The 16,970-nt window shown below is 67.0% G+C and carries 16 protein-coding genes and 2 tRNA genes; 9 read left to right on the top strand and 9 right to left on the bottom strand.

What is annotated here, in order from left to right:
• Nucleotides 1-17: 17 nt before the first annotated feature.
• The 5 genes from AWC31_RS07265 to pknB are packed head-to-tail and all read left to right on the top strand — an operon-like array spanning nucleotide 18 to nucleotide 7,549.
• Nucleotides 18-1,544 (top strand): PP2C family protein-serine/threonine phosphatase, encoded by a 1,527-nt coding sequence (locus AWC31_RS07265; RefSeq protein ID WP_085143624.1) that lies wholly within the window; start codon nucleotides 18-20, stop codon nucleotides 1,542-1,544.
• On the top strand, nucleotides 1,541-2,956 hold the full coding sequence (locus AWC31_RS07260) for a peptidoglycan glycosyltransferase RodA (protein WP_067849833.1): 1,416 nt from the start codon (nucleotides 1,541-1,543) through the stop codon (nucleotides 2,954-2,956). The genes AWC31_RS07265 and AWC31_RS07260 overlap by 4 nt, the downstream gene beginning before the upstream one ends.
• Nucleotides 2,953-4,428 (top strand): D,D-transpeptidase PbpA, encoded by a 1,476-nt coding sequence (gene pbpA, locus AWC31_RS07255; protein WP_067849835.1) that lies wholly within the window; start codon nucleotides 2,953-2,955, stop codon nucleotides 4,426-4,428. The genes AWC31_RS07260 and pbpA overlap by 4 nt, the downstream gene beginning before the upstream one ends.
• On the top strand, nucleotides 4,425-5,681 hold the full coding sequence (locus tag AWC31_RS07250) for a protein kinase domain-containing protein (RefSeq protein ID WP_085143623.1): 1,257 nt from the start codon (nucleotides 4,425-4,427) through the stop codon (nucleotides 5,679-5,681). The genes pbpA and AWC31_RS07250 overlap by 4 nt, the downstream gene beginning before the upstream one ends.
• Entirely contained in the window at nucleotides 5,678-7,549 is a 1,872-nt protein-coding gene (pknB, locus tag AWC31_RS07245; RefSeq protein ID WP_085143622.1) for a Stk1 family PASTA domain-containing Ser/Thr kinase, read from the top strand. The genes AWC31_RS07250 and pknB overlap by 4 nt, the downstream gene beginning before the upstream one ends.
• Here the strand turns inward: pknB and AWC31_RS07240 are convergent.
• Nucleotides 7,527-8,201 (bottom strand): aminodeoxychorismate/anthranilate synthase component II, encoded by a 675-nt coding sequence (locus AWC31_RS07240; RefSeq protein ID WP_085143621.1) that lies wholly within the window; start codon nucleotides 8,199-8,201, stop codon nucleotides 7,527-7,529. The two genes, pknB and AWC31_RS07240, sit on opposite strands and share 23 nt — an antisense overlap.
• A 17-nt stretch (nucleotides 8,202-8,218) precedes the next feature.
• Complete coding sequence (locus tag AWC31_RS07235; protein WP_085143620.1) at nucleotides 8,219-8,968, bottom strand: DUF881 domain-containing protein; 750 nt, start codon at nucleotides 8,966-8,968, stop codon at nucleotides 8,219-8,221.
• Between the two features lie 94 nt (nucleotides 8,969-9,062).
• Here AWC31_RS07235 and crgA point away from each other — a divergent pair, with 94 nt between their 5' ends.
• A complete protein-coding gene (crgA, locus tag AWC31_RS07230; protein WP_067849843.1) occupies nucleotides 9,063-9,347 on the top strand; it encodes a cell division protein CrgA in 285 nt (94 codons plus the stop codon).
• 155 nt (nucleotides 9,348-9,502) lie between these two features.
• Entirely contained in the window at nucleotides 9,503-9,910 is a 408-nt protein-coding gene (locus AWC31_RS07225) for a PH domain-containing protein (protein WP_085143619.1), read from the top strand.
• Between the two features lie 76 nt (nucleotides 9,911-9,986).
• Here AWC31_RS07225 and AWC31_RS07220 read toward each other — a convergent pair whose 3' ends face one another.
• Nucleotides 9,987-10,514, bottom strand: a complete 528-nt coding sequence (locus tag AWC31_RS07220) for a peptidylprolyl isomerase (RefSeq protein WP_067849847.1) — start codon at nucleotides 10,512-10,514, stop codon at nucleotides 9,987-9,989.
• A gap of 123 nt (nucleotides 10,515-10,637) precedes the next feature.
• On the opposite strand from AWC31_RS07220, the gene cwsA reads away from it, so the two are divergent.
• The gene (gene cwsA / locus AWC31_RS07215; RefSeq protein WP_085143618.1) at nucleotides 10,638-11,030 is read left to right on the top strand and encodes a cell wall synthesis protein CwsA; all 393 of its coding nucleotides are present in this window, start codon (nucleotides 10,638-10,640) and stop codon (nucleotides 11,028-11,030) included.
• A 3-nt stretch (nucleotides 11,031-11,033) separates the two neighbouring features.
• On the opposite strand, the gene AWC31_RS07210 is transcribed toward cwsA, so the two are convergent.
• A complete protein-coding gene (locus tag AWC31_RS07210) occupies nucleotides 11,034-11,498 on the bottom strand; it encodes an SRPBCC family protein (protein ID WP_085143617.1) in 465 nt (154 codons plus the stop codon).
• Nucleotides 11,499-11,607: 109 nt separating this feature from the next.
• Here AWC31_RS07210 and AWC31_RS07205 point away from each other — a divergent pair, with 109 nt between their 5' ends.
• Nucleotides 11,608-12,354 carry an SDR family oxidoreductase gene (locus AWC31_RS07205; RefSeq protein ID WP_085143616.1) on the top strand — a complete coding sequence of 249 codons (747 nt, stop codon included), beginning with the start codon at nucleotides 11,608-11,610 and terminating at the stop codon, nucleotides 12,352-12,354.
• A gap of 5 nt (nucleotides 12,355-12,359) precedes the next feature.
• Here AWC31_RS07205 and AWC31_RS07200 read toward each other — a convergent pair whose 3' ends face one another.
• The 5 genes from AWC31_RS07200 to gyrA all read right to left on the bottom strand — a co-directional run bounded on the left by AWC31_RS07200 (nucleotide 12,360) and on the right by gyrA (nucleotide 16,864).
• Nucleotides 12,360-12,851: a MarR family winged helix-turn-helix transcriptional regulator gene (locus AWC31_RS07200; protein WP_085143615.1), complete on the bottom strand. Its 492-nt coding sequence runs from the start codon at nucleotides 12,849-12,851 to the stop codon at nucleotides 12,360-12,362.
• A 219-nt stretch (nucleotides 12,852-13,070) separates the two neighbouring features.
• Nucleotides 13,071-13,143 (bottom strand) — tRNA-Ala (locus tag AWC31_RS07195).
• A gap of 149 nt (nucleotides 13,144-13,292) precedes the next feature.
• Nucleotides 13,293-13,366 (bottom strand) — tRNA-Ile (locus AWC31_RS07190).
• Nucleotides 13,367-13,446: 80 nt separating this feature from the next.
• Nucleotides 13,447-14,307 carry a DUF3566 domain-containing protein gene (locus AWC31_RS07185; protein WP_085143614.1) on the bottom strand — a complete coding sequence of 287 codons (861 nt, stop codon included), beginning with the start codon at nucleotides 14,305-14,307 and terminating at the stop codon, nucleotides 13,447-13,449.
• Nucleotides 14,308-14,359: 52 nt separating this feature from the next.
• The gene (gene gyrA / locus AWC31_RS07180; RefSeq protein ID WP_085143613.1) at nucleotides 14,360-16,864 is read right to left on the bottom strand and encodes a DNA gyrase subunit A; all 2,505 of its coding nucleotides are present in this window, start codon (nucleotides 16,862-16,864) and stop codon (nucleotides 14,360-14,362) included.
• Nucleotides 16,865-16,970: the final 106 nt, after the last annotated feature.

Genomic DNA, 16,970 nt, shown 5'->3' with positions numbered 1-16,970 from the left:
CGCACGCGAGGAGCAATATGACCCTCGTTCTCCGATACGCCGCGCGCAGCGATCGCGGCCTGGTCCGCGCCAACAACGAAGACTCCGTCTACGCAGGTGCCCGGCTGCTCGCGCTCGCCGACGGGATGGGCGGGCATGCCGCGGGCGAGGTGGCCTCACAGCTCGTCATCGCAGCGCTGGCCCACCTCGACGACGACGAGCCCGGCGGCGATCTGCTGAGCAAGCTGCACGCCGCGGTGGCCGAGGGCAACTCCGCGATCGCCGCGCACGTCGAGGCCGACCCCGAACTCGACGGTATGGGCACGACGCTGACCGCGATCCTGTTCGCGGGCAACCGTCTCGGCCTCGTGCACATCGGTGACTCGCGGGGCTATCTGCTGCGCGACGGGGAACTGACGCAGATCACCAAAGACGACACCTTCGTCCAGACGCTCGTCGACGAGGGCCGCATCACGGCCGAAGAAGCCCACAGCCATCCACAGCGCTCGCTCATCATGCGGGCGCTCACCGGCCATGAGGTCGAGCCGACGCTGATCATGCGCGAGGCCAAGGCCGGCGACCGTTACCTGCTGTGCTCGGACGGTCTGTCCGATCCGGTCAGCCAGGAGACCATCCACGAGGCGCTGCAGATCGAGGACGTCGCCGAAAGCGCCGACCGGCTCATCGAATTGGCGCTGCGCGGCGGTGGTCCCGACAACGTCACCGTGGTGGTGGCCGACGTCGTCGACTACGACTACGGGCAGACGCAGCCAATCCTCGCCGGCGCGGTGTCCGGTGACGATGACCAGACCGCACCGCCCAACACCGCGGCCGGCCGGGCGTCGGCATTCAATCCGCGTCGCAACGAACCCAAACGAGTAGTGCCCCAGCCCGCCGAACCGTCGCGCAAGCCCCGGTCGCGGCGTCGCATCGTCATCGCCGCGATACTCCTGTTGTTGGTGGTGGTGGGCGGCCTGGCGATCGGCCGCGAGATCATCCGCAACAACTATTACGTCGCCGAGCACGACGGCACGGTCTCGATCATGCGCGGTATCCAGGGCTCGTTTCTCGGATACTCCCTGCAGGAGCCCTACCGGCTCGGCTGCCTCAACGACCGCAACGAGCTGTCGCTGATCGGCGCCGACGAGAATCAGGACAACCTCGCCTGCCGGCTGATGGCCGTCAACGACATGCGCCCGTCCGAACGCGCGCAGGTGGTGGCCGGGCTGCCCGGCGGCACCCTCGACGAGGCGTTCGCCCAGATCACCGAACTCGCCCGCAGTTCCGTGCTGCCGGTGTGCGCGCCGCGCCGAGCGGCCACACCGACGACCACCACACCGCCGCCGCCGCCGACGCCGACTTCGGAACCCGCGCCCGAGCCCAGCGCACGCGGCCCGGGTGGCTCTCCGGCGCCGGAGACGCCGACGACCGTCACCGCGCCCGCGCCGACCCCGCCGCCCCCGGGCGCGCCGGCTCCGTCGCCTTCGCCAACGCCGTCGCCCACCGTCACCGCACTGCCTCCCCCGCCACCCGAACCGGGGACGAACTGCCGGGCGGTGTCATGACGACGCAGCCCCAGTCGCCGGTTACCGTCATGCCGCCGCTACCGAACCGGCGCAACGCGGAACTGCTGCTACTGGGGTTCGCGGCGCTGATCACCACCGTCGCGCTGCTGATCGTCGAGACCAATCAGGAACAAGGCGTCAGCTGGGATCTGGCCCGCTACACGATCGGATACCTGGCACTGTTCGGCGGCGCACACCTGGCCGTGCGACGGTTCGCGCCGTACGCCGATCCGCTGCTGCTGCCGGTGGTCGCGCTGCTCAACGGGCTGGGCCTGGTGATGATCCACCGGCTGGATCTGGCCAAGGGCGAGATGACCTCCGACGGCCTCGGCGGAACAGCGAACCAGCAGATGCTGTGGACCCTTGTCGGCGTCATCGCGTTCTCGCTCGTGGTGATCTTTCTCAAAGACCACCGCATGCTGGCCCGGTACGGATACATCTGCGGCCTGACCGGCCTTGTGCTGCTTGTGATTCCGGCGCTGCTGCCGGCGAGGTACTCCGAGCAGTACGGCGCGAAGATCTGGATTCAGTTCCCGGGCTTCTCGATTCAGCCCGCCGAGTTTTCCAAGATTCTGCTGCTGATCTTCTTCTCGTCGGTGTTGGTGGCCAAGCGCAGCCTGTTCACCAGTGCCGGTAAGCATTTCCTCGGGGTCGACCTGCCCCGCCCGCGTGATCTGGCACCGCTGCTGTTGGCGTGGGCCGCGTCGGTGGGCGTGATGATCTTCGAAAAGGATTTGGGCACTTCACTTCTGCTGTACGCATCGTTTCTCGTGCTGCTCTATGTCGCCACCGAACGCCTCAGCTGGGTGGTCATCGGGCTTGCGCTGTTCGCGGTGGGAAGCGTTGCGGCATACCACATTTTCGGTCACGTCCGGGTGCGGGTGCAGACCTGGCTGGACCCGTTCGCCGACCCTGAGGGCGCCGGCTATCAGATGGTGCAGTCGCTGTTCAGCTTCGCAACCGGCGGCATCTTCGGCACCGGTCTCGGCAACGGGCAGCCCGGAACGGTACCGGCCGCCGCCACCGATTTCATCGTCGCCGCGATCGGTGAAGAACTCGGATTGGTCGGTCTCGCAGGCGTTCTCATGCTCTACACGATCGTCATCATCCGCGGCCTGCGCACCGCGATCGCCGTACGGGACAGCTTCGGCAAGCTTCTTGCCGCGGGCCTGGCCTCGACGCTGGCCATCCAGCTGTTCATCGTCGTTGGCGGCGTCACCCGACTGATTCCGCTGACCGGGCTCACCACACCGTGGATGTCCTACGGCGGCTCGTCGCTCGTGGCGAACTATGTGCTGCTGGCCATCTTGGTGCGCATCTCCTACGCCGCACGGCGACCGATCACCACCGAGCGGCCACCGAACGCGACGCCCATCGCGGCGGCCAGTACCGAGGTGATCGAGAAGGTATGAACACCTCACTGCGCCGGGTAGCCGTCGCGATCATGGTGCTGATCGTGCTGCTGTTGGCCAACGCCACGATGACCCAGGTCTTCACCGCCGACGGGTTACGCGCCGACCCGCGCAACCAGCGGGTGCTGCTCGACGAGTACTCGCGTCAGCGCGGGCAGATCAGCGCGGGCGGTCAGCTTTTGGCCTACTCGGTCGCGACCGACGGGCGGTTCCGGTACCTGCGCGTCTATCCCGATCCGCAGGCTTACGCGCCGGTCACCGGTTTCTACTCGCTGGCGTACTCCAGCACGGGCCTCGAGCGCGCCGAGGACACCATCCTCAACGGCTCGGACGAGCGCTTGTTCGGCCGGCGGCTCGCCGATTTCTTCACCGGACGCGATCCGCGGGGCGGCAACGTCGACACGACCATCAAACCGCAGGTGCAGCAGGCCGCGTGGAACGCGATGCAGACCGGCTGTGACGGGCCCTGCCGGGGCTCGGTCGTCGCGCTCGAACCGTCGACCGGCAAGATTCTGGCCATGGTCTCGGCACCGTCCTACGACCCCAATCTGCTGGCCACGCATGATCTCAACGCGCAGACCACGGCGTGGGAGCAGTTGCGCGACGATTCGCAGTCGCCGTTGCTCAACCGCGCGATCTCCGAGACCTACCCGCCGGGGTCGACGTTCAAGGTCATCACCACCGCGGCCGCGCTGCAGGCCGGCGCCACCCCGGACACGCAGCTGACGTCCGCGGCTCGGACGTCGTTGCCGGACAGCACCGCGACGCTGGAGAACTTCGGCGGCGCGGCCTGCGGACCCGGACCCACCACGTCGCTGCGCGACGCGTTCGCGAAGTCCTGCAACACCGCATTCGTCGAATTGGGTCTCGACACCGGCGCCGACAAGCTCAAGGCGACGGCCCAGGCGTTCGGCCTGGACGCGCCGCCACCGGCGATCCCGCTGCAGGTCGCCGAGTCCACCACCGGGCCGATTCTCGACGGCGCCGCGCTGGGCATGTCGAGCATCGGACAGCGCGACGTCGCGCTCACACCGTTGCAGAACGCACAGGTGGCCGCGACAATCGCCAATGACGGCATATCCATGCGCCCCTATCTTGTGGATAACCTCAAGGGGCCGGATCTGGCCACCATCAGCACCACCGCGCCCGTCCAAGAGCGCCGAGCGGTGTCACCCCAGGTCGCGGCTACACTTACGGATTTGATGGTCGCCGCCGAGCAGGTGACTCAGCAGAAGGGAGCTATCGCCGGCGTGCAGATCGCTTCGAAAACCGGTACGGCGGAGCACGGGACTGACCCCCGCAACACTCCGCCGCATGCCTGGTACATCGCCTTTGCACCGGCCTCCGACCCCAAGGTCGCGGTCGCGGTGCTGGTCGAGGACGGCGGCGACCGGTTGTCAGCCACCGGCGGCGCATTGGCCGCCCCTATCGGACGCGCCACGATCGCGGCGGCGCTGCGGGAGGGAACATGAGCCCCCGGGTCGGAGTCACGCTGTCCGGTCGTTACCGGCTGCAGCGACTGATCGCCACCGGCGGTATGGGCCAGGTGTGGGAAGCCGTCGACTCCCGGCTGGGTCGCCGGGTCGCGGTCAAAGTACTCAAGGCCGAGTTCTCGACCGACGCCGAGTTCGTCGAGCGGTTCCGGGCGGAGGCCCGCACGGTCGCGATGCTCAACCACCCCGGCATCGCGAGCGTGTACGACTACGGCGAGACCGAGCTCGACGGCGAAGGCCGTACGGCGTATCTGGTCATGGAGCTCATCAACGGTGAGCCGCTGAACTCTGTGCTCAAGCGCACCGGCCGCCTGTCGCTGCGTCATGCGCTCGACATGCTCGAGCAGACCGGGCGCGCGCTGCAGGTCGCCCACACGGCGGGCCTGGTGCACCGCGACGTCAAGCCGGGCAACATCCTGATCACCCCGACCGGTCAGGTGAAGCTCACCGACTTCGGTATCGCCAAGGCCGTCGACGCCGCACCGGTCACCCAGACCGGCATGGTGATGGGCACCGCCCAGTACATCGCGCCCGAGCAGGCCCTCGGCCACGACGCGACCGCGGCCAGCGATGTCTACTCACTGGGAGTCGTTGGCTACGAATCGGTTTCGGGCAAGCGCCCGTTCACCGGCGACGGTGCGCTGACGGTGGCGATGAAGCACATCAAGGAGACGCCGCCGCCACTGCCTGCCGATCTGCCGCCCAATGTGCGTGAGCTGATCGAGATCACGCTCGTCAAGAACCCCGGCATGCGCTACAAGTCGGGCGGGCCGTTCGCCGATGCCGTCGCCGCGGTGCGCTCCGGCCGCCGCCCACCCCGGCCCAACCAGGCCCCGACACTGGGACGGGCCGCCCCGGCCGCCGTGCCGTCCGCCGCGCAGGCTCGCGCGGCCGCCGACCTCACCGGGCGCGCGCCCGTCACCGCCGCACGCGCGAGGCCGACGGCCACCAGTGCCCACCGCCCGGCGCCGCCACCGCGGCGTACGTTCTCGTCCGGCCAGCGCGCGCTATTGTGGGCGGCTGGCGTCCTCGGCGCGCTGGCGATCGTGATCGCGATCCTGATCGTGCTCAATGCGCAGGACCGCAAGGAAAGGGACCAGACGCCACCACCCACGGTGACCGACACGGTGACCGAGACAACGCCTTACCAGTCGCCGGCAGCGTTGCCTGAGCTGGGACTCCACGTGATCATGCCGCGGGCCCCCGCAGCACCGGAACAGATACTGCAATGACGACGCCTCAGCACCTCTCCGACCGATACGAACTCGGTGAAATCCTCGGCTTCGGCGGCATGTCCGAAGTTCATCTGGCACGCGATACGCGGCTGCACCGTGACGTCGCGGTCAAGGTGCTGCGCGCCGACCTGGCCCGCGACCCCAGCTTCTATCTCCGGTTCCGCCGCGAGGCCCAGAACGCCGCCGCACTGAACCATCCGGCGATCGTCGCGGTGTACGACACCGGCGAAGCCGAGACGCCGAACGGGCCGCTGCCCTACATCGTCATGGAGTACGTCGACGGCGTGACGCTGCGCGACATCGTCCACACCGACGGCCCGATCCCGCCGAAGCGCGCGATCGAGATCATCGCCGACGCGTGCCAGGCGCTGAACTTCAGCCATCAGCACGGCATCATCCACCGCGATGTCAAGCCGGCCAACATCATGATCAGCAAGAACAACGCTGTGAAGGTGATGGACTTCGGCATCGCGCGGGCACTCGCCGACACCGGCAACAGCGTCACGCAAACCGCCGCCGTGATCGGCACCGCGCAATACCTGTCACCGGAGCAGGCCCGCGGCGAGACGGTCGACGCCCGCTCCGACGTCTACTCGCTCGGCTGCGTCCTGTACGAAATCCTCACGGGCGAACCGCCTTTCATCGGTGACTCGCCGGTCGCGGTCGCCTACCAGCACGTGCGCGAGGATCCGATTCCGCCGTCGCACCGCCACCAGGGCATCTCGCCCGAGCTCGACGCCGTCGTCCTCAAAGCACTCGCCAAGAACCCCGACAACCGCTACCAGTCCGCCGCGGAGATGCGGTCGGACCTGATCCGCGTGCACAGCGGGCAGGCACCCGACGCGCCCAAGGTGTTCACCGACGCCGAGCGCACGTCGATGCTGACCGCACCGATGGACCGCGGACCCGCGACCCAGGACATGCCGGTCCCACGGCCCGCCGGTTACTCACGTGAGCGCGGCAACTCGGTGGCCCGCTGGCTCATCGCGGTGGCGGTGCTCGCGGTGCTCACCGTGGTCGTGACCGTCGCGATCAACATGGTCGGCAGCAGTCCGCGCGACGTTCAGGTGCCCGATGTGAGCGGCCAGTCCGTCGATGACGCGCAAGCCGCGTTGCAGAACCGGGGTTTCAAAACTCGTACCGAGCCCCGGCCGGACAACTCTGTACCTGTCGATCAAGTCATCGACACCGAGCCCGCCGCGAACAGCACCGTGGCCGCTGGGGACGAGATCACCATCAATGTCTCTACCGGTCCGCAACAGGCGCCAGTACCCGACGTGGTCGGACTGACGCCCTCGCAGGCCAGGCAGAAGCTCAAAGACGCCGGGTTCGAGAAAGTCAGGGAATCCTCGACCCCGTCGACGCCTGAGCAAAAGGGCAAGGTGATCGCGACCAATCCGCCGGCGAACCAGAACACCGGTGTCATCTACGAGATCACCATTGCCGTGGGCTCCGGTCCCGAGAACGCCCAGATCCTTGACTGCGTCGGGCAGACCGCCGACAGTTGCAAAAATATCTTGGGGGCGTCGGGCTTCCCCAACACCGTCATCGTCGAGGTGGACAACACCGCGCCTGCCGGCCAGGTGGTCGGCACCGAGCCGCCCGCAGGGCAGTCGGTTCCGAAGGACACCGTGATTCAGATCCACGTGTCGAAGGGCAATCAGTTCATCATGCCCGACCTGGTCGGGCAGTTCTGGGCGGACGCTTATCCGCGGTTGACGGCCCTCGGTTGGACCGGGCAACTCGACAAGGGCGCCGACGTTCGCGACAGCGGCCAGCGCACGAACGCCGTCGTGAATCAGACACCCGCGGCGGGCACCCCGGTGAACCGGGACGCCCGGATTACGCTGAGTTTCGCGTCGTAGCGGCCGCGACCGCGCGGGCGACCTCGTCCTCGAGCTGTCGGACGAGGGTCTCGGCGGGCGCGGCGCCGCAGTAGCCGAGCCAGTTGGCCAGCATGCGGTGTCCGCCCTCGGTCAAGATCGACTCGGGGTGGAACTGCACACCGTGAATGGGCAACTCGACATGGCGCACGCCCATGATCACGCCGCCTTCGGTGCGCGCGATGACCTCGAGCTCGGCCGGGACGGTGTCGGGCAGGATGGTCAGCGAGTGGTAGCGCGTGGCGGTGAACGGATCCGGAAGTCCTTTCAGCACACCGTCATCGGTGTGGTGCACGACGCTGGTCTTGCCGTGCAGCAGTTCGGGAGCACGGTCCACGGTGCCGCCGAACGCGACGCCGATGGCCTGATGTCCCAGGCAGACCCCGAGCAGGGGCGTGCGGGCCGCGGCACACGCGCGCACCAGCGGGATCGAGGCGCCGGCGCGCTCGGGCGTGCCCGGTCCGGGGCTCACCAGTACGCCGTCGAAGTCGGCGGTCACCTTGGCGATGGCGGCGTCGCTGCTCAGCCGTTCGTCGTCGTTGCGCCAGACCTGTGCGTCCACGCCGAGCTGGCCCAGGTACTGGACCAGGTTGAACACGAAGCTGTCGTAATTGTCGACGACGAGAACCTGCATCGGCCCAGGTTACCGGCTCAGTAGCCGATAGGGCCTGCGGGTTTCGCGTAGCGCATCCGCACGGGCTCGGTGTGCCCGACGAGTTCGACCTGGGCCCGCGGTTCTTCGACGTAGCCCAAGCCGTACCGGACCACGTACTGCTTGTAGAGCGTGACGAGCGGTGCGGCGGCGAGCGCGGCCTGCATGGCCGCCGTGTCACCGATCGCGGTGATGACGTACGGCGGGCTGTAGGTGCGGCCGTTGAGCAGCAGGGTGTTACCCACACAGAGCGGTGCGGAGGTCGCGATGATGCGCTGATCCTGCATCTGGATGCCCTCGGCGCCTGCGCTCCACAGGGCGTTCAGGACGGCCTGTATGTCCTGCTGATGCACGACGAGGTCGTCGGGTGCGGCATCGCGGGGGAACCGGCCCTCAGCGTCACGCTGGGCGTCGGTGAGCGTCACCACAAGGCCAGGACCGCGGATGGGTTCCATCCCGGCGGCTGCGGCCAATTCGGCGCTGCGCGCGGTGATCGCGTCGAGCGCGGCATGCGAGCTGGGGGAGCCGCCGTGATGGCTGTCGATCTCCGTCGCCAGCGAATCGCGCCTAGCGGTCAGCCGGTCCACGGACTGCTGAGCCTCCCGCACGAGGTCCACCAGGCGCGGAGCGTCGCTGCGGCGAATCTCGTCTCCGCCGGAGACGCCGTGCGTCGCGGCGAGCAGCAGGCCCGCGAGCAGGCACACCACCGGGACGCCGAAGCGCCACGGGGAACGACGGGGCTGGTCCATCGGCTCCTCTTCCGGACGTGCAGCTACGTTAGGCTCGTGAAGCATCCTGCTTCATCGTCGCACCGTGTGACGCCGACTGTCCGCGAAGGTACCCATGCCCAAGTCCAAAGTCCGCAAAAAGAACGACTTCACCATCAAGCCGGTGAGCCGGACACCGGTCAAGGTTAAAGCCGGACCGTCCAGCGTCTGGTTCGTCGCGCTGTTCATCGGCCTCATGCTGTTCGGCCTCATCTGGCTCCTGGTGTTCCAGCTCGCCGCGACCAATCCGATCGACACCCCGTCGTTCCTCCAGTGGATGGCCGATCTCGGTCCGTGGAACTACGCGATCGCCTTTGCTTTCATGATCACCGGTCTGTTGCTCACGATGCGCTGGCGCTGAGTCGAGACGGCATCATAATGAATTCATCTTACGTTCCGTGCGTTACCGGTTTAGCAACGTCCCGGACGCTCAATCACACCGTTGTGATTCATCCCCATTGGGGATAGCACCTGTGGATAACTTCATTAGTAACGGTAAAAGGGTGTGCACAGCCCGTGCAGCAAACTAGTTGGGGGCCTCCGACCGCTGGAATCGCAGGTTGCGGCATAGCCGGACTTATGATGGCTATCGCAGCTGTGACCCTGATCACAGATCCGCCAGGACGTGTTCTTGCCGGCATTGCCGCCGTGGGATTGCTCACCTTTGCAACGTTCTCCTGGCGCGCCCGGCCAAAACTGGCAATCAGCGAAGACGGTCTCACTGTTCGCGGTTGGTCGCGCACCCGGATACTTCGGCGCAATGACGTCCGTTCGATCCGCATCACCGAGTTCCGGCGCATCGCCCGCAAGGTCCGCCTGCTCGAAATCGACACGGCCGATGATCGGCTGCTCGTCATGACTCGGTGGGACCTGGGCACCGACCCGCTCGACGTTCTCGACGCCCTCAAAGCGGCCGGCTACTGAAAGAAATCCCGCACACACACGCGACGTCCCCGCGGACGGGGACGTCGCGTTGTTGCGTATGCGGGTCAGGCCGTGGCTATGACACCGTGACCGACTCGATCACCACCGGCTCGGTGGGGCGGTCACCCCGGTCGGTCGCAGTCGATGCGATCGCATCGACGACCTTCTGAGACTCCGGGTCGACAACCTCGCCGAAGATGGTGTGGCGGCGGTTCAGATGGGGGGTCTTGCCGACCGTGATGAAGAACTGCGAACCGTTCGTGCCCGGCCCGGCGTTGGCCATCGCCAGCAGGTAGGGCTTGTCGAACTGCAGCTCCGGGTGGAACTCGTCGGCGAACTGGTATCCCGGGCCGCCGCGACCGGTGCCGGTCGGGTCGCCGCCCTGGATCATGAAGCCGTCGATCACCCGGTGGAAGATCGCCCCGTCGTAGAAGGGCCCGGACGTGCTGCCCGACGCGTTCTCGGTGCTGTAGTCCTTGGTGCCCTGCGCCAAACCGACGAAGTTGGCCACGGTCTTGGGAGCGTGGTTACCGAACAGGGCGATCTTGATGTCGCCGCGGTTCGTGTGCAGGGTCGCGGTTGCGGTCTGAATGGGGCTCGTCACGGAATGTCAGTGTGCCATCCCGCTCGCGCGCCCCCATCGGCACCCGTCACTTACCCACCTGACCGCGTTCGAGATGGCAGGCTGGACGGGCAGTCGGAACCCGATGGCTCAGAAAGGTGCGAGATGACCGCGAACGCCGATCTCCGGTTGGCCCCCCATCAACGACTTTCCCGCGGTTTGAAATACACCGCGGTCGGCCCGGTCGACATCACCAGGGGCGTCGTCGGTCTGGGACTGAACTCGGCACAGGCAACCGCGAACGGGCTGCGCCGTCGCTACGAATCCGGCAAGCTGCGCCGCCAGCTGGCCGCGGCCGCCGAAGCGGTCGCCGCGCTGCCGGAAGTCATCCAGGAAGCCACCGCACCGCCCAAGAAGCGGCGCCGTCCGCTCGTCATCGCCGGGGTCGCGGCAGCCGTCCTGGCGGGCGGCGCGGTCGTGTTCTCGATCGTGCGACGCTCGACCCGCCCCGAGCCTTCGCCGCTGCCGCCGAGCGTCGAAGTCACGCCGAAGCCGTAGGGCCTAGGCGCCCTCTGCGACGGCCTTGATGGCCGCGAGGGTGGCCGGTATCCCGCTCAGGGCCGCTTCGCTACGCGCGGCGATCTCGGCGTCGGCCCGCTCGCCATAGCGCTCGCGGAAGCCTGCGATTCCGGGCTCCAGGAAGGCCCAGGACTCCGTCAATCGGGTGCCGTCATCCTCTGGCTCCAACGTGAAGCCCCAACGCACCCAGCCGTCGTTGACCTCCCAGGTGAACTCACGTCCTGGATCGGCGACGACGACCTGACTGCGGGTCTCCCATTCGCGGTCAGGTGTCACGTTGCGTCCGGTGAACCACGCGCCCACGCGCGGCCCACCGTCCTCGTCCCACCAGCACTCGCGGCAGATGGGACTCCACTCACCGGTACGGGTGACATCGGAAACGATGGCGTAGAGGGCATCCGGCGGGATGTCGACGTGGATGGAGTCGGAGTACTCGAGCTGAGTCACGGAGTCGACGCTATCAAGTGGATAGGTGACATGTCCCGGAATAACGTGACATGTCACCTAGTTGCCGGATATGACACGCAACAAGCGTTTTCGACAACAGGAGGACGAGATGGCTCAGCTCGAAGGTAAAACAGCACTGATCACCGGCGGCACATCCGGCATCGGTTATGCGACGGCGCGAGCCTTCGCCGACGAGGGCGCCAAGGTGTTCATCACCGGGCGTACCCAACAGCGCGTCGACGCCGCCGCAGCCTCGCTCGGTTCCGGTGTCGTCGGTGTTGCCAGCGATGTCACCAGCACCGAGGACCTGGACCGACTTGTCGGGGTCATCCGCGACGCAGGCGCCGGCCTCGACATCGTTTTCACCAACGCCGGCAGTGGCGAGTTCGCCACGCTGGAGGACGAGACACCCGAACACCTCATCGACACGTTCAACCGCAACGTGGGCGGGACGGTGTTCACCGTGCAGAAGACGCTGCCGCTACTCAATCCCGGTGCCTCGATCGTTCTGTCCGGCTCCACCGCGGCCACCAGGGGTACCCCGGCATTCGGTGCCTATGCCGCGGCAAAGGCTGCTATCCGGTCCTTCGGCCGCACCTGGGCCACCGAGCTTGGCGACCGTGGCTTCCGGGTCAACACGGTCACACCCGGTCCCATCCTGACCGAGGGACTCACCGAACTGGTGCCTGACGAAGACCAGCGGCAGGTGTTCTTCGACGGTCTGGCAACGAACCCGATGAAGCGGTTAGGCGATCCTGCCGAACTGGCCGCCGTGGTGGTGTTCCTCGGCTCCGATGCGAGCAGCTTCATGACAGGTGCGGAGATCTTCGTCGACGGGGGCATGAACCAGGTTTAACTGGTCTAGCTGAGGTCGGGACGCGGCAAGGTGCCCTCGCGCAACAGACTCTCGTGTACAACGGCGAGGATGTCGGCGAGGGCATCCTCGTGCTCGGGATCCAGATCGGCGAAGAACGCCCGGTGTACCCACTCCGCGTGCACCGGGGCGGCGTCGGCGAGTCGGTCCCAGCCCTCGTCGGTAAGGACGACGACAGTGCCGCGACCGTCGGTGTCACAGGTTGTGCGCTCGACCAGGCCGCGGCGTGCCATCCGCATCAGATGGTGAGAAAGCCGGCTGCGTTCCCACCCGATCACCGTGGCCAGTGTGGTCAGCTGCAGGCGGCGATCCGGTGCGCGCGAGAGCGTACTGAGCACCGTGTAGTCGTAGAGTGAGAGACCGCACTCGGTGCGCAGATGACGGTTCACCTCATATTCGAGCCGGTGATAGACCCGCATGAAATTCAGCCAGGCCCGCTGCTGCCTCGGCGTTAGCGGGTACTCGCCGGAATCAGTCATCGCGCGTCATCGAGATGCATGTCGCCTATCTAAGCAAAACTCAACCCCGATACGCGGTTTCGGTGACTATCCGTGTCGACGACCACCGAACGGGCTCGAAGCCGGTCACCTGTACGGGTCTGATGTTGAGGAAGATTGTGGGCAACGTGTGGGCGAGAACGAGAAAAGCGGCCCCGGTGGCGAACACCGAAACCGCTTCTGAACCGCTGATTCAACTTGTGGAGCCTAGGAGATTCGAACTCCTGACATCTGCCTTGCAAAGGCAGCGCTCTACCAACTGAGCTAAGGCCCCTCGACTGGCCGAGGTGGCTAGTCCGCCTCGTGCCAAACTTCGTCGCCGTGTCGTGATCGCCACACGATCACCGTCGCGGCCACGATCACAGCCAGAACCACGAACCGCATGGCGCACCCTCTCGGTGATCACCGGCAATGCCGGCTTCGTGGGCCTAGGAGGACTCGAACCTCCGACCTCTTCGTTATCAGCGAAGCGCTCTAACCGCCTGAGCTATAGGCCCGAAATAGGGGACGACCGAGCGACGAGATTACCTCAATGGTGGTCGGCTACCCAAATCGGTTCCGTCGGCGGTGACGTCCCTCAGTCCCGGTCTGCCAATGTCACTTCGACACCGCCCACGAGATCGGTTGTGAGGTTGTAGATGAACGCACCGATCGTGGCCATCGCACTCAGCACGACGATGTTCACCAAGCCGATCAGGGCGGCACCGCCGAAGATCGTGCCGCTGGAGACGAGCTCGCCGCCGGTGCTGCCGCTCGCACTGGTCAGCAGGTCGCCGACGTTGCTGTTGAGCTTGCTCCACACGCCCATCCCGCCGAGGACGAGGTAGAGGAACGCCACCGCGATCATCCACACGAAGAACAACACCACCGACAGCACCAGCGAGACCTTCAGCACGGTCCACGGGTCCACCCGCCGGATCTGCATGCTGGCCCGGACGGGACCGGCCTGCTGCGGGCGATTCGCCACCTGGATCCGGGTGGTCGGCGGGCCCGACGACCGTGCACTGTCGTTGCCGCTCTTACGCTGCGGCGGACGGGGTACCGGGCCGGACAGATCCGGCAGCTCGCTGGCATACGCCTCGGGGCGCACCGGCTCGCTCCGAGGCTCGTTGCGAGGCTCGTTCCGCGGCTCGGGGCGCGGTGCCGGGCGCGGCTGCTGCTCGGTCTCGGTCTCCGGTCCCGAGACGAATCGCTGCGCCCGGGCCTCGCCGCTGGGTCCGCGGGATCCGTCGCCGCGCGCCTCCGCGGGCGGCTGCTGCGCGGTCCGGGACGTCCCGCGCTGCCACGGTGGCACGTCGCCCGAATCGGTGATGTGGCCGCCCGCGCGCGACGCGGCGTTGCCCGCGGCTCCGACCTCGCCACCCGGCGCCGAGCCGTTGGTGCTGCTGCCCGGCCGGTCGCCCGCGCGCGGGTATCCCGGCTCGCTCGGTGAACTCACCTAACAGCTCCTTAGCTCAGGCCGGGGGCCCGGTCGGACCCCAGCGGCTCCCTCACGACTCGTCGGACTCGGCGCCTTCCGCATCCGGGCCCTCCTCGGCGTTGCGCGCGATCGCAATCAGTGTGTCGCCCTCGCCCAGGTTCATCAAGCGGACCCCCTTGGTTTGGCGTCCTGCCTTACGCACCTGACGTGCAGCTGTCCGGATGACACCGCCGCCAGAAGTGATGGCGTACAGCTCGGTGTCGTCGTCGACGATCAGCGCTCCGACCAGACTGCCACGTTTGCGGTCGTACTGGATCGTCAGGATGCCCTTGCCGCCGCGGCCCTGCACCGTGTACTCCTCGATCGCGGTGCGCTTGGCGTAGCCACCCGATGTCGCGACCAGCAGGTACGTGTCGGGGCGGACCACGTTGAGCGACAGCAGGCGGTCCTCTTCGTTGAACCGCATGCCCTGCACGCCGGACGTGGCACGTCCCATCGGACGCAGCGCCTCGTCGGTCGCCGAGAACCGGATCGACTGGCCCTTGGCCGACACCAGCAGCAGGTCGTCCTCGGCCGAGCACAGCACCGCACCGACCAGTTCGTCGCCGTCGCGCAGATTGACCGCGACGATGCCGCCCGAGCGGTTGGAGTCGAAGTCGACGAGCTTGGACTTCTTCACCAGGCCGTTGCGCGTCGCGAGCACCAGGTACGGCGCGTCCTCGTAGGACTTGAGCTGGATGACCTGCGCGATGCGCTCCTCCGGCTGGAAGGCCAGGAGGTTGGCGACGTGCTGGCCGCGCGCGGTACGCGAGGCCTCCGGCAGGTCATAGGCCTTCGCCCGGTAGACACGACCCTGCGTGGTGAAGAACAGGATCCAGTCGTGGGTCGAGCAGACGAAGAAGTGGTTGACGATGTCGTCGGCCTTGAGCCCGGCACCCTGCACGCCCTTACCGCCGCGCTTCTGGCTGCGGTACAGATCGGTCTTGGTGCGTTTGGCATAGCCGGTCTCGGTGATCGTGACGACGACGTCCTCACGTGCGATGAGATCCTCGTCGGACACCTCGCCGTCGGCGGGCACGATCCGGGTGCGACGGTCGTCGCCGTGCTTCTCGACGATCTCGGCGAGCTCGTCGCGCACGATGGCCCGCTGCCGTTCCGGCTTGGCCAGGATGTCCTCGAGGTCGGCGATCTCGGCCTCGATCTTGGCCAGATCGTCGACGATCTTCTGCCGCTCCAGGGCTGCCAGCCGGCGCAGCTGCATGTCGAGGATGGCCTGCGCCTGGATGTCGTCGATGTCGAGCAACTCGATCAGGCCGGCCCGGGCGATGTCGACGGTCTGCGACGCCCGGATCAACGCGATCACCTCGTCGAGGGCGTCGAGCGCCTTGACCAGACCACGCAGGATGTGGGCCCGCTCATTCGCCTTGCGCAACCGGTACCGGGTGCGCCGCACGATGACATCGAGTTGATGGTCGACATACAGCCGGATCAACTGGTCGAGACGCAGCGTGCGCGGCACCCCGTCGACGATCGACAGCATGTTCGCACCGAAGCTGGTCTGCAGCTGGGTGTGCTTGTAGAGGTTGTTCAGCACCACCTTCGCGACGGCATCTCGCTTGAGCTCCACCACGATTCGGATGCCGACGCGGTCACTGCCCTGATCCTCGATGTTCGAGATGCCGGCCAGCTTGCCGTCGCGGACCTGCTCGGCGATCGAGGTGATGAAGTTGTCGTGGTTGACCTGATAGGGCAGCTCGGTGATCACGATCGAGGTGCGCCCGCGGGAGTCCTCCTCGATCTCGACGACACCGCGCATCTTGATCGACCCGCGGCCCGTCTTGTACGTGTCCTCGATGCCCTGCGAGCCGACAATCAAACCGGCAGTGGGGAAGTCGGGCCCCTTGACGCGCTCGGTGACCGCCGCGAGCGTCGCTTCTTCGTCAGCCTCGTAGTTCTCCAGGCACCAGTACACCGCCTCGGCCAGCTCGCGCAGGTTGTGCGGCGGGATGTTGGTGGCCATGCCGACGGCGATGCCGCCCGAACCGTTGGCGAGCAGGTTCGGGAACCGGCTCGGCAGAACCGTGGGCTCCTGTACCCGGCCGTCGTAGTTCGGGATGAAATCGACTGTCTCCTCGTCGATTTCACGCAACATCTCCATCGCCAACGGAGTGAGGCGCGCTTCCGTGTAGCGCATCGCCGCCGGTGGGTCGTTACCCGGCGAGCCGAAGTTGCCCTGGCCGTCGACCAGCGGATAGCGCAGTGACCACGGCTGGGCCATGCGGACCAAGGTGTCGTAGATCGAGGCGTCGCCGTGCGGGTGGTAGTTACCCATCGTCTCGGCGACGGACCGTGCCGACTTGGCGTGGCTGCGGTCCGGGCGGAACCCGGAGTCGTACATCGCGTAGAGCACCCGGCGGTGCACCGGCTTCAGACCGTCGCGCACCTCGGGCAGCGCGCGGCCGACGATCACGCTCATGGCGTAGTCGATGTAGCTGCGCTGCATCTCCTGCTGGATGTCGACCGGTTCGACGCGGTCCGCGGAGTCTCCTCCCGGTGGGAGGGTGGTGTCTGTCATCTAGTCCTCGCTCGTCAGCCGCGGCCCCGTGTGAGGCCGCATGCAGGCGCACCGCACCCCGGTACGCGGGGGCGGCAACCTCACCAGTTTAGTGGTTCGCGCTGTG

This window comes from Mycolicibacterium wolinskyi, assembly GCF_002101965.1.
In the GTDB taxonomy this organism is placed as follows: domain Bacteria; phylum Actinomycetota; class Actinomycetes; order Mycobacteriales; family Mycobacteriaceae; genus Mycobacterium; species Mycobacterium wolinskyi.
Note: the sequence above shows the minus strand (reverse complement) of the source record. Positions and strands in the feature narration are given on the sequence as shown.

Excerpts from the sequence above, each read along its gene's own strand:
- AWC31_RS07265 (WP_085143624.1), top strand. The coding sequence starts at position 18 with ATGACCCTCGTTCTCCGATACGCCGCGCGCAGCGATCGCGGCCTGGTC.
- AWC31_RS07260 (WP_067849833.1), top strand. The coding sequence starts at position 1,541 with ATGACGACGCAGCCCCAGTCGCCGGTTACCGTCATGCCGCCGCTACCG.
- pbpA (WP_067849835.1), top strand. The coding sequence starts at position 2,953 with ATGAACACCTCACTGCGCCGGGTAGCCGTCGCGATCATGGTGCTGATC.
- AWC31_RS07250 (WP_085143623.1), top strand. The coding sequence starts at position 4,425 with ATGAGCCCCCGGGTCGGAGTCACGCTGTCCGGTCGTTACCGGCTGCAG.
- pknB (WP_085143622.1), top strand. The coding sequence starts at position 5,678 with ATGACGACGCCTCAGCACCTCTCCGACCGATACGAACTCGGTGAAATC.
- AWC31_RS07240 (WP_085143621.1), bottom strand. The coding sequence starts at position 8,201 with ATGCAGGTTCTCGTCGTCGACAATTACGACAGCTTCGTGTTCAACCTG.
- AWC31_RS07235 (WP_085143620.1), bottom strand. The coding sequence starts at position 8,968 with ATGGACCAGCCCCGTCGTTCCCCGTGGCGCTTCGGCGTCCCGGTGGTG.
- crgA (WP_067849843.1), top strand. The coding sequence starts at position 9,063 with ATGCCCAAGTCCAAAGTCCGCAAAAAGAACGACTTCACCATCAAGCCG.
- cwsA (WP_085143618.1), top strand. The coding sequence starts at position 10,638 with ATGACCGCGAACGCCGATCTCCGGTTGGCCCCCCATCAACGACTTTCC.
- AWC31_RS07205 (WP_085143616.1), top strand. The coding sequence starts at position 11,608 with ATGGCTCAGCTCGAAGGTAAAACAGCACTGATCACCGGCGGCACATCC.
- AWC31_RS07200 (WP_085143615.1), bottom strand. The coding sequence starts at position 12,851 with ATGACTGATTCCGGCGAGTACCCGCTAACGCCGAGGCAGCAGCGGGCC.
- gyrA (WP_085143613.1), bottom strand. The coding sequence starts at position 16,864 with ATGACAGACACCACCCTCCCACCGGGAGGAGACTCCGCGGACCGCGTC.